Annotated in this window: 7 protein-coding genes; 6 read left to right on the top strand and 1 reads right to left on the bottom strand. The window is 59.4% G+C overall.

All coding sequences use genetic code 11. The annotated features are described in order from the left end of the window. The first annotated feature begins 13 nt into the window (after positions 1-13). Positions 14-691: a 6-phosphogluconate phosphatase gene (yieH, locus tag ACR6AS_RS17505; protein ID WP_111141591.1), complete on the top strand. Its 678-nt coding sequence runs from the start codon at positions 14-16 to the stop codon at positions 689-691. On the opposite strand, the gene ACR6AS_RS17500 is transcribed toward yieH, so the two are convergent. Beyond that, positions 684-1,679, bottom strand: coding sequence for an acyltransferase (locus tag ACR6AS_RS17500; protein WP_367395956.1), 996 nt, complete (start codon positions 1,677-1,679; stop codon positions 684-686). The two genes, yieH and ACR6AS_RS17500, sit on opposite strands and share 8 nt — an antisense overlap. Positions 1,680-1,897: 218 nt before the next feature. Here ACR6AS_RS17500 and glyQ point away from each other — a divergent pair, with 218 nt between their 5' ends. The 5 genes from glyQ (at position 1,898) to ACR6AS_RS17475 (ending at position 17,390) form a co-directional block, all read left to right on the top strand. Beyond that, positions 1,898-2,809, top strand: a complete 912-nt coding sequence (gene glyQ / locus ACR6AS_RS17495; RefSeq protein WP_003849680.1) for a glycine--tRNA ligase subunit alpha — start codon at positions 1,898-1,900, stop codon at positions 2,807-2,809. 9 nt (positions 2,810-2,818) lie between these two features. Then, entirely contained in the window at positions 2,819-4,888 is a 2,070-nt protein-coding gene (gene glyS / locus ACR6AS_RS17490; RefSeq protein WP_111141587.1) for a glycine--tRNA ligase subunit beta, read from the top strand. Between the two features lie 366 nt (positions 4,889-5,254). Beyond that, positions 5,255-6,985: a ShlB/FhaC/HecB family hemolysin secretion/activation protein gene (locus ACR6AS_RS17485; protein ID WP_434163283.1), complete on the top strand. Its 1,731-nt coding sequence runs from the start codon at positions 5,255-5,257 to the stop codon at positions 6,983-6,985. Positions 6,986-7,041: 56 nt separating this feature from the next. Then, positions 7,042-17,145, top strand: a complete 10,104-nt coding sequence (locus tag ACR6AS_RS17480; RefSeq protein WP_434163281.1) for a hemagglutinin repeat-containing protein — start codon at positions 7,042-7,044, stop codon at positions 17,143-17,145. Further along, positions 17,142-17,390, top strand: coding sequence for a hypothetical protein (locus ACR6AS_RS17475; RefSeq protein WP_288477248.1), 249 nt, complete (start codon positions 17,142-17,144; stop codon positions 17,388-17,390). Before ACR6AS_RS17480 ends, ACR6AS_RS17475 begins: the two co-directional genes overlap by 4 nt. Positions 17,391-17,425: the final 35 nt, after the last annotated feature.

Below are 17,425 nucleotides of genomic sequence, written 5' to 3'. Positions count from 1 at the left end.
AGGATAGAGTCTGATGTCAGTAGAATGCGTCTTTTTCGATTGCGATGGCACGCTGGTGGACAGTGAGTTGCTCTGCACCCAGGCCTACGTCAACACCTTTGCCCGTTACGGTCTGGCGCTGTCGCTGCAGCAGATGTTTGAAAAGTACAAAGGCGTCAAACTCTACGACATCATTCGTGACGTCGGCGACGCGCATCAGATCACGCTGCCGATGGAGGAGGTGGAAACCGCCTACCGGGCGGAAGTGGCGCGGCTCTTCGATCAGCATCTGCAACCGATCGCTGGCGCGAAGGCGCTGGTTGAGCAGATTACCGTGCCGATGTGCGTGGTCTCAAATGGAACCGTCAAAAAGATGCAGCATTCGCTGGGCTTAACCGGGATGCTGTCGCTGTTTGAGGATCGGCTTTATAGCGGCTATGACATTCTGCACTGGAAACCCGATCCGGAACTGATGTACCACGCCGCGGAGCAGATGCAGGTGCCGATCGAGCGCTGCATCCTGGTGGATGACTCCGAAGCGGGCGCCCGCGCCGGTATCGCCGCCGGGATCCCGGTCTACTACTACTGTGCCGATCCGCACAATCCTGATCTGGACCATCCGCTGGTCACGCGCTTTGACGATATGGCGCAGCTGCCTGCGCTGTGGCGTGCCCGCGGCTGGGATCTGGTGTCACGCGGCGCGGTCAGCTGACCAGGTGACGGGTATCGAGGCGTTTCAGTGCCATCCCCAGCAGCAGGCTGCCGCCCAGCGTCAGCCCGAACACCCACGGCAGGTCGAGCCACGGCCGCGACATATCGTCGTAGTGATGCGTGCGCAGATAGTGAATAAACAGTGCATGAAAGCCGTAGATCGGCAGTGAATAGCGCGCAATCACGGTAAATCCGGGCAGCGTGCGCTGATTCTGGCTGTTTTTGAAGACGACCAGCAGGCTGATGGCGGCAATAAACACCAGCGGACCACAGTAGAGATACCACGTATCGTTAAAGGCGCCGTTCACGATCAGCGCCTTTTTCGTGCCCAGCGTAATGCCAGTCACACAGGCGATAAACAGCCCGGCCGCCAGCGGCGTCAGGCCGCGCCGCTGTGTCTCCATGCTGCCGATAGCCCGTCCCAGCAGCGCATAAAGCAGGTAGTAAATGCTGTCGCCGCTGACATAGAGGTTGACCGGCAGGAAATGGAACGGCCCCAGCGACTGGCTGACCGTATTAGGGTTGGCGAGCACCGCCAGCACCAGCACCAGCAGCGCCACGTAACGCGCCTGCACGTTTTTGACCTGAATCAGCGGCGACAGCAGATAGATGCCGATCAGCGCAAAGAAAAACCACAGGTGATAAAAGACCGGTTTCTGCAGCATCTTCAGGATCGACCGTCCCTCGCTGATGGGCGTCAGCCAGGTGATATAGGCCAGGGAGACCGCGCTGTAGAAGAGCAGGCAGAGCACCAGCCGCAGCATATGGCGCGGCTGGGCGCTGCGTTCGCCGAAGAACAGGTAGCCGGAGATCATAAAGAACAGCGGCACACAGACGCGCGAGGCGGAATTGAGCAGGTTTGCCACATCCCAGGTCGTGCCGGTTACCGCCATCGGCCCGGTGATATACCAGGTGGTGGTGTGAATCACGATCACCATCAGGCAGGCGACCGCGCGTAAATTGTCGATCCAGTATATCTTCTGCGGCATGGCGTCCTCTTGCGCATAGCGTCCGTGCGGAAAAGGGTAGCCAAATGCGACCCGGTCAACAACTGCCGTCAGCACGATTCGGAGCCCTCTGTATGGCCGCCCACCCGCCTGTCTGCACGGCCCGGCAGCGGCAGGGATTTACGGCTGCACATCGCGCGGTCAAAGGGTATACTGTCGGCCTCTTTTTTTAATCTAACCGAAGCGCGTGCACACTCAACATGCAAAAGTTTGATACCAAAACCTTTCAGGGGCTGATCCTGACCTTGCAGGATTACTGGGCGCGTCAGGGCTGCACCATTGTCCAACCGCTGGACATGGAAGTGGGCGCTGGCACTTCACATCCTATGACCTGCCTGCGCGCACTCGGCCCGGAGCCGATCGCCGCCGCTTACGTGCAGCCATCGCGCCGTCCGACCGATGGCCGTTACGGTGAAAACCCGAACCGTCTGCAGCACTATTACCAGTTCCAGGTGATCATCAAACCTTCACCGGACAACATTCAGGAGCTCTACCTGGGCTCGCTGAAAGAGCTGGGTATGGATCCGACGGTGCATGACATTCGCTTCGTGGAAGATAACTGGGAAAACCCGACGCTGGGTGCCTGGGGACTCGGCTGGGAAGTCTGGCTCAACGGCATGGAAGTGACGCAGTTCACCTACTTCCAGCAGGTGGGTGGCCTGGAGTGTAAGCCGGTGACCGGTGAGATCACCTACGGCCTGGAGCGTCTGGCGATGTACATCCAGGGCGTCGACAGCGTGTACGATCTGGTCTGGAGCGACGGCCCGCTGGGGAAAACCACCTACGGCGACGTGTTCCATCAGAACGAAGTGGAGCAGTCCACCTATAACTTCGAATACGCCGATGTTGATTTCCTCTTTACCTGCTTCGAGCAGTACGAGAAAGAGGCGCAGCATCTGCTGGCGCTGGAAAAACCGCTGCCACTGCCCGCTTATGAACGCATTCTGAAAGCGGCGCACAGCTTCAACCTGCTGGATGCCCGTAAAGCGATCTCGGTGACGGAGCGTCAGCGCTACATTCTGCGCATTCGTACCCTGACTAAAGCCGTGGCTGAAGCTTACTACGCCTCTCGCGAGGCGATGGGCTTCCCGATGTGCAATAACAAAAAGTAAGAGGCAGCCATGACTGAACAAACCTTCCTGGTGGAGATCGGCACCGAAGAGCTGCCACCAAAAGCCCTGCGCAGCCTGGCAGAAGCCTTTGCCGCACAGGTGACCGCTGAACTGGATGCAGCCAACCTGAGCCACGGCGAGGTCAGCTGGTTTGCTGCACCGCGTCGTCTGGCGCTGAAAGTCGCAAACCTGAGCGCCGCACAGCCCGATCGGGAAGTGGAGAAGCGCGGCCCGGCCGTCGCGGCTGCCTTTGACGCCGACGGTAACGCTACCAAAGCGGCCGAAGGCTGGGCACGCGGAAACGGCATCACTGTTGATCAGGCCGAACGCCTCGCCACCGATAAAGGCGAATGGCTGGTTTATCGCGCTCAGGTCAAAGGCGAAGCGGCTCAGGCGCTGCTGCCGGCAATGATCGCGACCGCACTCAGCAAGCTGCCGGTGCCAAAACTGATGCGCTGGGGCGACAGCGATGTGCAGTTTGTCCGTCCGGTGCATACCGTCGTGATGCTGCTGGGTGATGCGCTGATCCCGGGCACCATTCTGGGCATTGAGTCCGGACGTCACATTCGCGGTCACCGCTTTATGGGCGAAAACGACATCATCCTTGAACACGCCGATCACTATCCTGACGTGCTGGAAAAACGCGGTAAAGTGATCGCCGATTATCAGACCCGTAAAGCGATGATCAAAGCCGATGCTGAAGCTGCGGCGCGTCGTCTGGGTGGCAACGCCGACATCAGCGACAGCCTGCTGGAAGAGGTGACATCGCTGGTGGAGTGGCCGGTCGTCCTGACCGCGACCTTTGAAGAGAAATTCCTCAAGGTGCCTGCGGAAGCGTTGGTCTACACCATGAAAGGCGACCAGAAATATTTCCCGGTGTATGACAATGACGGCAACCTGCTGCCGAATTTCATTTTCGTCACCAATATCGAGTCCAGCGATCCGCGCCAGATTATTTCTGGCAACGAGAAAGTGGTGCGTCCCCGCCTGGCCGATGCCGAGTTCTTCTTTAATACCGACCGCAAAAAGCGCCTGGAAGATCATCTGCCCCGTCTGGAGACGGTGCTGTTCCAGAAAGAGCTGGGCACGCTGCGCGATAAAACCGATCGCATTCAGGCTCTGGCGGGCTGGATTGCCGGTGAGATTGGCGCAGATGTGAATCACGCTACCCGCGCGGGCCTGCTGTCGAAGTGTGACCTGATGACCAACATGGTCTTCGAGTTCACCGACACCCAGGGTGTGATGGGCATGCACTACGCGCGCCACGACGGCGAAGCCGAAGATGTGGCGGTGGCGCTGAACGAGCAGTATCAGCCGCGCTTTGCGGGTGACGATCTGCCCTCTAGCCCGGTCGCCTGTGCGCTGGCGATTGCCGATAAAATGGATACGCTTGCCGGTATTTTCGGCATCGGCCAGCATCCAAAAGGCGACAAAGATCCGTTTGCACTGCGTCGTGCGGCGCTGGGCGTCCTGCGCATCATCGTTGAGAAGAACCTGCCGCTCGACCTGCAGACGCTGACTGAACAGGCGGTGCGTCTCTATGGCAGCAAGCTGAGCAATGCCCGCGTCGTCGACGATGTGATCGACTTTATGCTGGGCCGCTTCCGCGCCTGGTATCAGGAAGAGGGACACAGCATCGATACGCTGCAGGCCGTGCTGGCGCGTCGTCCGACTCGTCCGGCGGACTTTGATGCCCGTATGAAAGCGGTGTCACACTTCCGTACGCTGGAGGCTGCGGCCGCACTGGCGGCAGCGAACAAGCGCGTCTCTAACATCCTGGCGAAATCGACCGAAACGCTGAACGACAGCGTGCAGGCGTCGCTGCTGAAAGAGAACGAAGAGATCCAGCTGGCGACCTTTGTGACCGCGCTGAGCAGCAAGCTGCAGCCCTACTTCGCGGAAGGCCGCTATCAGGATGCGCTGGTCGAACTGGCCCAGTTGCGGACTGCGGTAGACAACTTCTTCGATAAGGTGATGGTCAACGCCGACGATCAGGCGGTGCGGGTCAATCGCCTGACGCTGCTGTCTAAACTGCGTGAGCTGTTCCTGCAGGTCGCAGATATCTCGCTGCTGCAGTAATGTGATTAGCCGTGCGAAAAAGGGACGAGAAATCGTCCCTTTTTTTGTGGATTTCAATCACATGTTTCAATCCGGGCGATAAACATTCTCGCCAGCCTCTCTGCGTTCAGGGCAAAAATCCGCTCAGTCGCTTTGCGCGCGGCTGAAAATGGTTAAATCAGCAACTTAACTGAATCTTATGGCGCTTTTAGCCTGAAAATTCAGTTTGCTGCTTCATCTCCTTTGCCCGTCTTCATGCCATTTTTACCCGCTATTCGCAGGTTAAGAAACCGCCTGAAAAGTAGTCTTGCCCCTTGTTTTTCCTCTCTCCAGAGCGATAATCCGCCAAAAGTTACACTCGGTTACATTTAGTGAAATGGAATTTTCATGAAAAGGATTTTTTTACTGCGCAGGCCTGCGTCACTACGTTTGCCCGGCATGATGGCAGGGGCGATATCCTGCACTGCTTTACCGCTGATGGCTGCGCCACCTGTTAATCTCCCCCATGAAGAAGGTCTGACGATTGATAGCCGCGAGCAACTGCGCCAGCAGTTGCGCGAGCGCCTGCTGCAACAGCAGAATGCACCGCAGGTGGATGAACATCTTTCGCGTCCGGATCGTCCTCTGCCAGGTTATCCGGTCAGTGAACATCCCTGCTTTGCCATTAATCAGATCGCCCTGACGGGCGAAGCAGCCAGCCGTTTTCAGTGGGCACTTGATGCTGCCGCCGACGCTAAAGGCCGCTGTCTGGGCGGGCAGGGCATCACGCTGATCATCAACAAAGTGCAGAATGCGATTCTTGCCAGAGGCTATGTCACGACCCGTGTAATGGCGCAGGAACAGGATCTGACCAAAGGAGTATTAACGCTGACGCTGCAGCCTGGCCGCATCGGACAGATTCGCTTCGAAGAACCTGTTTCCTGGCGCGGACGGCTGTGGAATGCCGTTCCGGCGTCATCGGGCGATATTTTGAATCTGCGTGATATTGAGCAGGGTCTGGAGAACTTTAAGCGGGTGCCCAGCGCCAGTGCCGACATTAAGATCGTGCCGGGCGAGCAGGAAGCGACCAGCGATCTGCAGGTCAACTGGCATGAAGGCAGACCGGTGCGGCTCAATCTGGGGCTGGATGATAGCGGCTCTGAAAGTACCGGACGCTACCTCGGTTCCGCCACGCTGGCGGTGGATGCGCCTTTTGCGCAAAACGACCTTTTTTACGCCAGCGTCGGCAAAAATCTGTTTGAGCATGGGCCGTTCGGCAACCGCTCGCACACCCTGAATTACGTTTTCCCGATCGGGTACTGGGCCGTCTCCGGCAACTATAACGACTACACCTATCACCAGAACATCCCTAATGCCAATGAGGTGCTGCGCTACAGCGGTAAGAGCGACAACGCCCAGCTCACGGTCTCCCGCTTGCTCTATCGCGACCAGTCCAATAAAACCACGCTGAATATGCGCGGCTACCGCAAACACTCCACCAACGCCGTCAACAATATCGACATAGAGCAGCAAAAGCGGCGCACCGCGGGCTGGGAGCTGGGCCTGAATCAGCACAGCTATTTTGGCAGCAGCACGCTGGACGCGAATATTGCCTGGCGGCGTGGCACCGGAGCGTTTAATGCACTGCCTGCGCCGGAAGAGTCGCGTCATCAGGGCAGCGCGCGTACCGGCATACTGCTGGGCGACCTCGGCATCAACCATCCTTTCGCCCTGGGCGAGCAGCCCTGGCGGATTTACAGCAGCGTGCGTGGCCAGTGGAGTCCGAATGCCCTGACGCCACAGGAGCGCATGGCGATTGCCGGGCGTTATACGGTGCGCGGCTTCGACGGTGAACAGATGCTGTCAGGCGAAAAGGGTCTGCTGTGGCGCAACGAAATGGGCTGGAATCTTTTCTCACGCGGACATGAGCTCTATCTGGCGGCTGATTATGGCCGGGTAAGCGGGCCTGGAGCCCGGGATCTGGTCGGGCATCAGCTGGCAGGCAGTGCCATCGGCGTACGCGGCTCGCTCTGGGGCCGGTTCAGCTACGACCTGTTTGCGGGCGTGCCGCTCTATAAACCGGCGGGTTTTCATACATCAGGCGCGACGGCGGGTTTCAGCGTTAACCTGGAAATCTGACCAATAAAGCGGGTGATCCCGCTGGCTGAATTTCTGACTTTCACACGGATGTGACCATGAATAAACATTGCTATCGCATTATCTTCAGCCGGACCCATGGTGAGCTCCGGGTGGTGTCAGAACTTGCCCGCAGTTGCAGCATGGAACCCGGCCAGAGCCGTGGCAACGGCGCGCCGCGTCTCTGGGTCACGTTACGCCGCACGACGTGGCTGCTTGAACTGGCGCTGTTTGCCGGGCCAGCACTGGCAAACGGCATTGTGGCGGACAATAGTGCGATGCCCGGTCAGCGACCAGACGTCATCGCTACGCAGAACGGGCTGCCGCAGGTCAATATTACTGCGCCTAATCAGGCTGGTATCTCGCATAACCAGTATCAGCAGTTCGATGTCGCGCAGAACGGTGCCATCCTGAATAACTCCGCAGTGATGACCTCCACGCAGCTGGCCGGAATGATTCAGGGCAACCCCAACCTCAAGCCCGGCGCAGCACCGGCGCGGGTGATCCTCAACGAAGTGAACAGCAATAATCCCAGCCAGCTTCGCGGTTATATGGAAGTGGCGGGCGGACGGGCGCAGGTGATTGTCGCTAACCCGGCGGGGATCGTCTGCAACGGATGCGGCACGATCAATGCCGGGCGCATGACGCTGACCACCGGCAAACCGCAGCTCAACGCTGACGGCAGCCTGGCGGGTTATCAGGTTGAACGTGGTGTGGTGCGCATTGAAGGCGGCGGACTCAACGGCGATCCCCGCCATGATACTGAGTATGTTGACGTCCTGGCCCGCGCGGTGGAGATCAATGCGGGCGTCTGGGCCAAAAAGGAGCTGGCGGTGGTGGCCGGTCGCAACCGCGTAAGCGCAGACGCGCAAACGGTCACACCGCTGGCTGACGACGGCAGCGCCAGACCTGAACTGGCGATCGACATGGGCCAGATGGGCGGCATGTACAGCGGCCAGATCCGCATGATTGGCACCGAAGCGGGCGTTGGCGTGCGGAATCAGAACGCTCAGGTGCAGGCGGGTAAAACGCTGGTAGTGAGCAGCGAAGGTAAACTCGTCTGGCAATCGGCAGCACAGGATGGCGTCACGCAGGCCGGAGGCGACATCAGCCTGGCGGCCAGAGACAGCGTTGATTATCAGGGCAAACTCCACAGTGGCGGTCAGCTGACGGTTCAGAGTCGGGAAGGCGGGATTACCCAGTCCGGCACCCTGGCGGCGGCAGGTGATGTGCAACTGAAGGCGGCCCGCAGCATTCAGAGCAGTGGACACCTGCTGGCAGGCAGCGACGCCAGCAGCCAGATTGTGCAGGAAGCCAGTCTGCAACTGGAGAGCCAGGATACTATTCGCGCCAGCGGCAGCCTGTTGAGCAAAAAAGAGGTCAGCGCGCGCGGACGCCGGGTCGATCTCAGTGGCGCTCAGGTTGCCGCCAGCCGCGCCTCTCTGATTGCTCAGGAAGAGGGTGTTGCTGTACGGCAGTCGGTCATCAACAGTGATGAACTGACGATTAATACCGCAGGTGATATCGACGCGCAGCAGGCACAAATCAGCGCCGGACGCTGGCAGATCGATGGACGCAGCCTGTTCAGCCAGCAGGCGGGATGGTCGCAGACTGGAAGTGGCGAAAGCCGCTTTACGTTGTCTGGCGGGCTCGACAACAGCGACGGCTCGATTGAGAGCCAGCAGCTCAATCTGCAGAGCATCTCGCTGAACAACCAGCGTGGCCGGATGGTTGCACTGGATAACGCGGCGCAACACTGGCGGGTTGAAGGACTGCTCGACAACACCTCGGGTGAACTGGGCAGCAACGGCGATTTGGCGCTTGAGGCAGGCAGCCTGAATAACCAGAGCGGCATCGTCAAAACACAGGCGTCGCTGGCGATCACTGCCCGTGACGCGGTTAATAACAGTCAGGGTAATCTGCTGGCCGGTAATGCGCTGACGCTCAGCGCAGGCGGCGATCTGGATAATTACGCGGGCACCCTGAACGGCGGCCAGCTGTCGCTGAACGCGCAGCATCTGAACAATGTGCAGGGCGAGATCATCAGCCAGCGCGATCTGAGCCTGACAGCAAGCGGACTGGACAACACAGAGGGCAAACTGATTGCGCTGCAGGATCTGAGCCTGACGACGACACAGGGCCTGGACAACCGCGGCGGCTGGGTCGAAGCGGGTCATTATCTTTTGCTCTACAGCGGCGGATTCTGGCAAAACAGCGGTGGGACGGCGCAGGGTGGTGAGCGGGTCACGGCAACGGCAGATCAACTCAATAACGCCAGCGGCCGTTTGCAGTCTGGCGGCGATCTGGTCCTGACCAGCCGCGGCGATATCCTCAACCAGGGTGGCAAACTCACGGCGCAAAACGCCCTCGCGGTCCATGGCTCCTCCGCGACACTGTTTGATAACGATGGCGGGTCGCTGCAAAGTGGCGGCGATCTGCTGCTTCAGGGTGGTGCGCTGAGCAATCGCCAGTCAGGACAGGTGCTTAGCCAGCAGGCGCTGACGCTCAACCTGGCGGGTGACTGGGACAATCAGGGCGGCACCCTGACCGGTAATGGCCGCACGCAGGCAAGCGCTGTGAATCTGTTTAATGCTCAGGGTGCCATCAATGCGCTGGACACCCTGGATATGCAGTTCACCGGTCATCTGGATAACAGCAACGGCCGCATCTTCAGCCGCTTAAGCCAGACGCTTCAGGCGCAGGAGATCGGGAATGCGCAGGGATGGATGGGCAGCCAGGCGCGCTGGACTGCCACGACTGCTGGTTTCGATAACACGGCCGGCAGCGTGCAAAGTCAGCAGCAGACTGAACTCTCAGCAAACTGGCTCAGTAACGCCAGCGGTGTATTGCAGTCGGCTTCTGGCATGGCGTTACGCGTTGCGCAGACTATCAACAACCTGGCGGGTAAAGTTTCTGCTCAGCAGCAACTAACCGTTCAGGGTCAGACCGAAGGCAGCCGTACCGGTAACATAAACAATGCGGGCGGCCAGTGGCTGGCCGGTGAGGGGCTGGCCATCACCGCTGCGCGTCTCGATAACACCCAGGGCGGTCTGCTCTACAGTCAGCGGCAGTCGCGGCTGAATCTGGCCGGGGATCTGGATAACCGGGCCGGTAAAGTGCAGAGCGGCAATGCGCTTCAGCTGGATGCGCAGACGCTGAACAATGCAGGCGGCAGCATCGACAGCCAGCAACAGCTCACGCTAAACCTGCAGGGTTCGTTAGATAACAGCGGCGGCGCGGTACGCAGCAATGGTGGACAGCAGGTTAATGCCGCGACGATCAATAACCGTCAGGGCGTGTTCAGCAGCCGCGAGACGCTAAACCTGACCAGCGGACAGCTGGACAATACCGGCGGCACGCTGATCAGCCAGGGCGCGGGTCTCTACACCATCAATCTGCTCAACAACCAGCAGGGCAAAGTCCACAGCGGCGCTGCGCTGACGCTGGCGGCCGCGCAGCTGAGTAACCAGGGCGGACAACTGGTTGCCACCCAGGATTTAGTGCTGAACGCGACGACGATCGATAACAGCGCGCAGGGGGTGATGAGCAGCCAGGCGGCGGTGTCCTTGCAGGCAGATCGGCTGAGCAACCGCGACGCGGGTCTGATCCTCGGTACTACTCACACCGCCCTGACTGCCCGTGACATTGATAACAGCACCGGACGATTGCAAAGCGCCGGAACGCTTCTGCTGCGGGGCATTGCCCGGCTGGATAACCGACAGGGGCAGATGCTGGCCAATGGCGATCTCGACATCAATGGTGATCTGCCGGCCACCGATTCCCCGCTTGTCCTGCTGAATCAGGGTGGACGGCTGGAGAGTGCGGGCGCATTAAACATCCATGCACAGACCCTCGACAATCGGGGCGGTACGCTGCTGGGCCTGCAGGCTCTGACGCTGACCGCGCAACAGGACTATACCCACCAGGCAGGCGAAACCCTCAGCAGTAATGGCACGGTGACCTTCTCGCTGAGCGGAGCGTTCACGAACCTGGCCGACTGGCTGCTGCCAGGTAATCTGATACTGAATGCCACGGCTATCACTAACCCAGCAATGCTGGTAGGCAAAACGGTGCAGCTCACGGCCGGTGCGCTGCTGAACAGCGGGCGTCTTGAAGCGGACGCCCTGACGCTGAATGTCGACTCGCTGGATAACAGCGCGACCGTGATGGGCGATGAGGTCACCGTGCTGGGTCGGGTTATCGATAACCATGGCCAGCCGGCAGTCATCGCGGCCACCGAAAGCCTGACGCTGGAAGCCCGCGAGCGGCTGAGCAACAAAGATGGCGCCTTGCTTTACAGCGGCGATCGTCTGTCGCTACTCAGCAATGACCTGATTGAGAACCGGGCGAGTTTTATCGAAGCCGACGGTGATATGACACTGGAGGCGCGACGGCTCGATAATCTGCGCGAAGGACTGGTGATTGAGCGCGACGCTGAGACTAATGACTACAAGTGGCATCGATATAACTATTACTGGCGCTCTTACGGCGGAGAGACCAATACGGAACTCAGCACCATGGCGTCAACCACTCAGCAGCTGACCTTCCAGGATGAGGCGGCCGCGCAGAGTAATCCTTACGGCACGCTGCTGGCGATTGACGCTGCAGGCAAACGCGCCCAGGTCCGTGTCATGAACAATCAGGGCGTGTTGACCGATCTGTGGGTTAACTATCTGGCGCTCAACCCCAATGCCGACGGCACCTATGCCATGACGTTCTATGAAACCCGTGGGTTGCGGCAAAAGCACGTCCCAACCCCTTACCAGAACACGGTTTGGCGCGAAGCAAACAGTGGACGTATTGAGCAGTGGGATCCTGAAAAGCATATCGACATCGACAATGCGCCGTTCGTCACTGATTACAACAATTTTCGTGAACGAACTGTAACCGGCACTGTAACGCGTGATCGGCTGGTCAGTGAAGGCATCGGCGCCCGTATCCTGGCGGGTGGCAACATGATCCTGCGCATCACCGGCGCGTTACTCAATGATGCCAGCGTGATCACGGCCAACGGCAATCTGACCGTGGATGGCGGTGGCAGCGTTGATAACCGGGGCTACTCGGTCAATGAGCGCCGTCAGGAACTAATTGTCGATCATTATGACCAGAATACCCATCACTGGTATCCGACCTTCCATTCTGACCAGACCACTGCCCTGGCTACCGTTGACGGCATCATCACCGGCAACGGTAACGTCAGTATCAGCGGAGCGAACATCAGTAACACCACCGTTAATCAGGCGCAGGTTAGCCAGCTTGAGGCAGCGCTGCAGGCGGTCGACGCCGAGCGCGCGGAGTATGAACGCAACCCGCTGGCTTTCACTATGGACGGTGTCGCTCACCATGACGGCGATACAGAGCTTGAGGCGGGTGACGATGCTCGCCCGCTGTTACCGGCTGAGCTGGCGCTGACGGCGCTGCAACAGCTGGAGAAAGTCGCCACGACTATCCCCAATAACGGCCTGTTCAGCCAGCATACCGCGGCGGGCAGTCCGTTCCTGGTGGTCACTGATGAGCGTTTTACGCGTCGTGATAAATTCATCAGCAGTGATTATCTGCTCGAACGGGTGGGCTATGACCCGTCGCAGGTGCATAAACGACTGGGCGATGGTTTTTATGAGCAGCGGCTGGTGCGTGAGCAGGTCCTGAAACTGACCGGCAGGGCCTCTGTTAACGGCTTTGATGCGATGGCGCAGTACCAGGCGTTGATGAACAACGGCTCAAAAGTGGCGCAGGATTTCCATCTGGTGCCGGGCGTGGCGCTGACGCCGCAACAGATTGCAGCACTGCAGCAGGATATCGTCTGGCTGGTCAGCGAAACGGTTGATACGGCGAACGGCCCGCAGACCGTGTGGGTGCCAAAAGTTTATCTGGCACCGGCCAAACTGCGCGTGACGGGCGCGGGCGCAGTAATTGGCGGCGGTAATCTGCAGCTCTCAGCGGGCAGCGTGACCAACGCAGGGAATCTCTTTGCGGACAAGGCGCTTTCCGTTGACAGCGGGCAGTTCCTGCACCTGGGCGGCGACATCAAAGCGGGCAGCATTGATGTGAAAGCGGAGACGCTGACGATCAGCACCGATCTGCAGAATGCCCTGCGGCAGGCGACGATGAGCGCTGACGATATCAGCCTCAGCGGCACCGATATCCGGCTACAGGGTGCGAAGCTCAATGCGACCGATAATCTTAGCCTGAGCGCACGCAACAACCTTGAGATCGGTACCGCGAAAAGCAGCCATAGCGGCAGCCTGAACGTTATCGCCGGGGCGATGGGCAATCGTACCAGCCGCGGCATGGAAGAGGCGGGCAAGCGCATGGCGCAGGTCAGCGGCGAGTGGCAGCAGGCGCAGGGCAGTGAGCTTAGCGCCGGTGGTAACATCCTGCTCTCTGCCGGGCGTGATCTGACGCTGACCGGCAGCCAGGCCAGCGCCTCCGGCTCAGCCCGGGTTGAGGCTGGCGGCGACATTCGCATCGGCGCTGAAACCACCACCAACACCACCCATCTTGAGGCCAATAGCCGGACTTCATCGGTCAGCAACAGCCGTCAGGAAGATCGTCTGCTGCTCAGCACCCTGAGCGGTGACCAGGGCGTGGCGGTGGTGGCGGGCAATAACCTGCAGGCCGAAGGCGCGCAGGTTGACAGTTCACAGGGCCAAATTGGCGTCAGTGCGAAGAACGTGACCATTAAGGATGCGCGTGCCAGCGTGCTTGATCAGGACAGCGAGAATAAGCGCGAGGGCAAGACCCGCAGCCATCGCGAGGAGGAAAACTCTCGTGAGAGCAGCACCGGCAGTACCTTCAGCGGGCAGCAGGGCGTAACGGTGATCGGGCGCGAGGGCGACGTTACGGTGACCGGCAGTACACTGCACAGTGAACAGGGCGCGGTCGGGCTGCAGGCGAAGCAGGACATTGTGCTGAATACTGCCACCGAACGGGAGTCGTTCTACAGCGAGGAGCGCTCAGAGAATAAAGGTCTGCTGAACAAAAGCAGCGGCCACAGCGTAACGCAGGACATTACTACCCGTGAGAACGGCAGCCTGCTGAGCGGTGAAAGCGTCACGGTCATCGCCGGGCGCGACCTGACGGTGACCGGCTCGGCGGTTGCCGCCGAGCGGGACGTGAACCTGCGTGCCGGGCGCGACGTGGAGATCGGCGCAGCCACCGAGACCGACAGCCACTATCAGCTGGAGGAAAAGAAAAAGAGCGGTCTGCTGAGCAGCGGCGGCATCGGCTTTACAGTCGGGAAGCAGTTGACCCGCCATGAAATCGATGAGAAAGGTACCACCCAGAGCCAGAGCGTCAGCACCGTCGGCAGCAGCCAGGGCAGCGTAAACATCACGGCGGGCAACCGGCTCCACGTCGGCGGCGCGGACCTGGTGGCGGGGAAAGACCTGAACCTGACGGGCGACAGCGTGAGCATCGACCCGGGCTATGACCAGCGGACGCGCACCGAGAAGACCGAGACGAAGCAGAGCGGACTGACGCTTGCCCTGTCGGGTGCGGCGGGCAGTGCGCTCAACACGGCGGTGAGTACTGCGCAGCAGGCCAGGAAGTCGGGTGACGGGCGGGTCAGCGCGCTGCAGAATACCCAGGCGGCGCTGAACGGGGTGCAGGCGGCGCAGGCGGTTCAGATGGACGGGCTGAACACGGCCTCGGCGGATGCACACAATGCCGCCGCAGGCCGGAGTCCGGGCGATAAAGACTATGAGACGGGCGCGACCAATACCATCGGCGTCAGCGCCTCATACGGCAGCCAGTCGTCGAAAAGCGAGACGCGAACTGAGAGCAGCCGGTCGCAGGGCAGCACGCTGACGGCGGGCCGTAACCTTAACGTCACGGCAACCGGCAAAAACGGCACGGCGCAGAGCGGCGATATCAGCATTACCGGCAGCCAGCTGAAGGCGGGCGGTGATATGAGCCTGGCGGCGTCGCGGGACATCCTGCTGCAGTCGGCGCAGAACACGCAGAGCACCGACAGCAAAAACAGCAGCAGGGGCGGCAGCGTCGGGGTCGGCATCGGCGTGGGTTCAGGCGGCTACGGCATCAGCGTGTCGGCGAGCGTCAATGCGGCAAAGGGCAGCGAAAAGGGCAACGGGCTGACGCACAGCGAAACCACGCTGGACGCGGGCAGCCAGCTCAGCCTGACCAGCGGGCGCGACACCACGCTCACGGGCGCGCAGGCAAATGGTGAAAGTGTGAAGGTGGACGCGGGCCGCAACCTGACGCTGACCTCAGAGCAGGACAGCGACCGCTACGACAGTAAGCAGCAGAGCGCCAGCGCGGGCGGCAGCTTTACCTTCGGCTCGATGACCGGGTCGGCGAACGTGAACGTGAGCCGGGATAAGATGCACAGCAACTGGCAGAGCGTGGCGGAGCAGACCGGGATTTTTGCGGGCAGGGGCGGCTTTGACGTGACGGCTGGTGAACACACGCAGCTGAACGGTGCGGTTATCGCGAGTACGGCAGATGCCAGCCTGAACAGGCTCGACACCGGCACGCTGGGCTTCAGTGACATAGAGAACCACGCGGACTACAAAACCGAACACCAGAGCGCGGGGATGAGCACCGGCGGCAGCATCGGCAGCCAGTTCGGGGGTAACATGGCGAACGGCCTGCTGGCGGGGCTGAGCGGCAGCGGCAGCGCGGAGAGCACCACGAGGTCGGCGGTGAGCGAGGGCACTATTGTTATCCGCGACTCATCGAAGCAGAAGCAGGACGTTGCAGATTTAAGCCATGACGTGGCGAACGCGAACCCGGGTCTGGAGGTTATCTTTGATAAAGAGAAGGAGCAGAACCGGCTGAAGGCGGCGCAGCTCATCGGGAAAATCGGCGCGCAGGCGGGGGATATCGCCCGGACGCAGGGCGAGATAATCGCGACGAAGGCCGCAAACGATAAGATGTCCGGGACCACGCAGGCCGACCGCGACAGGGCGCTGGCAGAGCTGAAAGCGAAGGATCCGACGAAGCAGTACAGCGAAAGTGACGTTAATAACCAGGTATACAGCAACCTTTATAAGCAGGCGTTTGCGGAGACCGGGTTCGGAACGGGCGGTAAGGTGCAGCGTGCCATCAGCGCGGTGACGGCGGCGGTACAGGGGCTGTCGGGCGGTAGCGTGGCGCAGGCCATAAGCGGCGCGGCCGCGCCATACCTGGCGACGGAGATACACAGGCTGACGGAAGGCAACCCGGAAGCAAACCTGATGGCCCATGCGGTTGTTGGTGCAGTAGTGGCGCAGGCATCAGGTAACTCAGCACTAACCGGAGCGGCAGGTGCAGCAACCGCGTCCGTCGCAACTTCCGTAATAGCGAAAACGTTGTATGGCACGGATGATTACAGCAGGCTGAATGAAACGCAGAAGCAGACCATATCAGCTCTGAGCACGCTGGCAGGCGGGCTGGCAGTCGGACTTACCGCAGATAGTGCGGCTTCAGCCGTGGCAGGTGCGCAGGCAGGAAAGAACACGTCCGAGAATAACGACATGTTCAGTCTGCCGTCAGGGCTGAACAGCTACGGTGGCGCAGCCTCAACGCTGGGAATGTCAATGGCAGAAGCAGGAGCGATAACAGAAGAGATCAACGCTGCACTGAGTAAGAATGCGAAAGGTGATCTGCCAGAAGGCGCAAATATCACCAAAGTCATCGTTGACGGTTATAAAGATGGTGTGTTGATTGCCGGTGCAGGTTATATAGGGCCAGCAGCGAGCATTGGGAAGGTTGTGGCGGGCGCAACGATAGCGGAAATAGCAAATGGCACCTATCAGTGGATTGATATAAACAGTGAAAAGAATCAGAGCCTGCCTGAAAATCAGCAAAAGACATGGGATTACTGGGGAAGTGCTTCTGCGGCTGTAACTGGTGCGTTAGCACCAGGCCGTAACGTCTGGCAGAATGTTGGGATAGCGGCAGGTGGTGCAGTGTTTACTGATGGAGCTGATACTGGATCGATTGGTATCGCAGCAGGTGGCGCTGGACTGGGCTGGGGATTTGGTGAATATGCACCAGGGGTAGTTAGTTCAATAACAGGAAAGGAAGCTCCTGGATTCATATTTGATGCTATCGGCTCACTTGGGACAGAATTTTTAGGTGGATATACAAAAGATCTCTTGAATACACCGGCTCCGCAAAAGTCCTCTGAATCTGAAAAAGGAAATGAGGGTGGAAAATGATCGCCTATATCAAGCTTGTAATTTATTCTTGTGTTTTTTGTATACTGGTCTGTTTTATTTTAGGAGCTGGTGCATCGTTCATTGTATATATTAAGAATGGATATTTCTTGATACCTGATGGACAGATTAAGAGAGCTATTATTTTTGGTTGTATTGCAGGAACAGCGATTACATTAGCCTCAATAGTTTTTAATCTGATAGATAAGTACAAATCGCGTAAAACTCCCCCATCAGATCCTGAATAATCTTCTGAAGTCCCGGCCGTTGCGCCGGGATTTTT

The sequence above is a fragment of the Pantoea phosphatilytica genome, assembly GCF_051025615.1.
Lineage (GTDB): Bacteria > Pseudomonadota > Gammaproteobacteria > Enterobacterales > Enterobacteriaceae > Pantoea.
The sequence above is the reverse complement of the archived record's forward strand: the minus strand, read 5'-3'. Positions and strand labels throughout refer to the sequence as shown.

Excerpts from the sequence above, each read along its gene's own strand:
- yieH (WP_111141591.1), top strand. The coding sequence starts at position 14 with ATGTCAGTAGAATGCGTCTTTTTCGATTGCGATGGCACGCTGGTGGAC.
- ACR6AS_RS17500 (WP_367395956.1), bottom strand. The coding sequence starts at position 1,679 with ATGCCGCAGAAGATATACTGGATCGACAATTTACGCGCGGTCGCCTGC.
- glyQ (WP_003849680.1), top strand. The coding sequence starts at position 1,898 with ATGCAAAAGTTTGATACCAAAACCTTTCAGGGGCTGATCCTGACCTTG.
- glyS (WP_111141587.1), top strand. The coding sequence starts at position 2,819 with ATGACTGAACAAACCTTCCTGGTGGAGATCGGCACCGAAGAGCTGCCA.
- ACR6AS_RS17485 (WP_434163283.1), top strand. The coding sequence starts at position 5,255 with ATGAAAAGGATTTTTTTACTGCGCAGGCCTGCGTCACTACGTTTGCCC.
- ACR6AS_RS17480 (WP_434163281.1), top strand. The coding sequence starts at position 7,042 with ATGAATAAACATTGCTATCGCATTATCTTCAGCCGGACCCATGGTGAG.
- ACR6AS_RS17475 (WP_288477248.1), top strand. The coding sequence starts at position 17,142 with ATGATCGCCTATATCAAGCTTGTAATTTATTCTTGTGTTTTTTGTATA.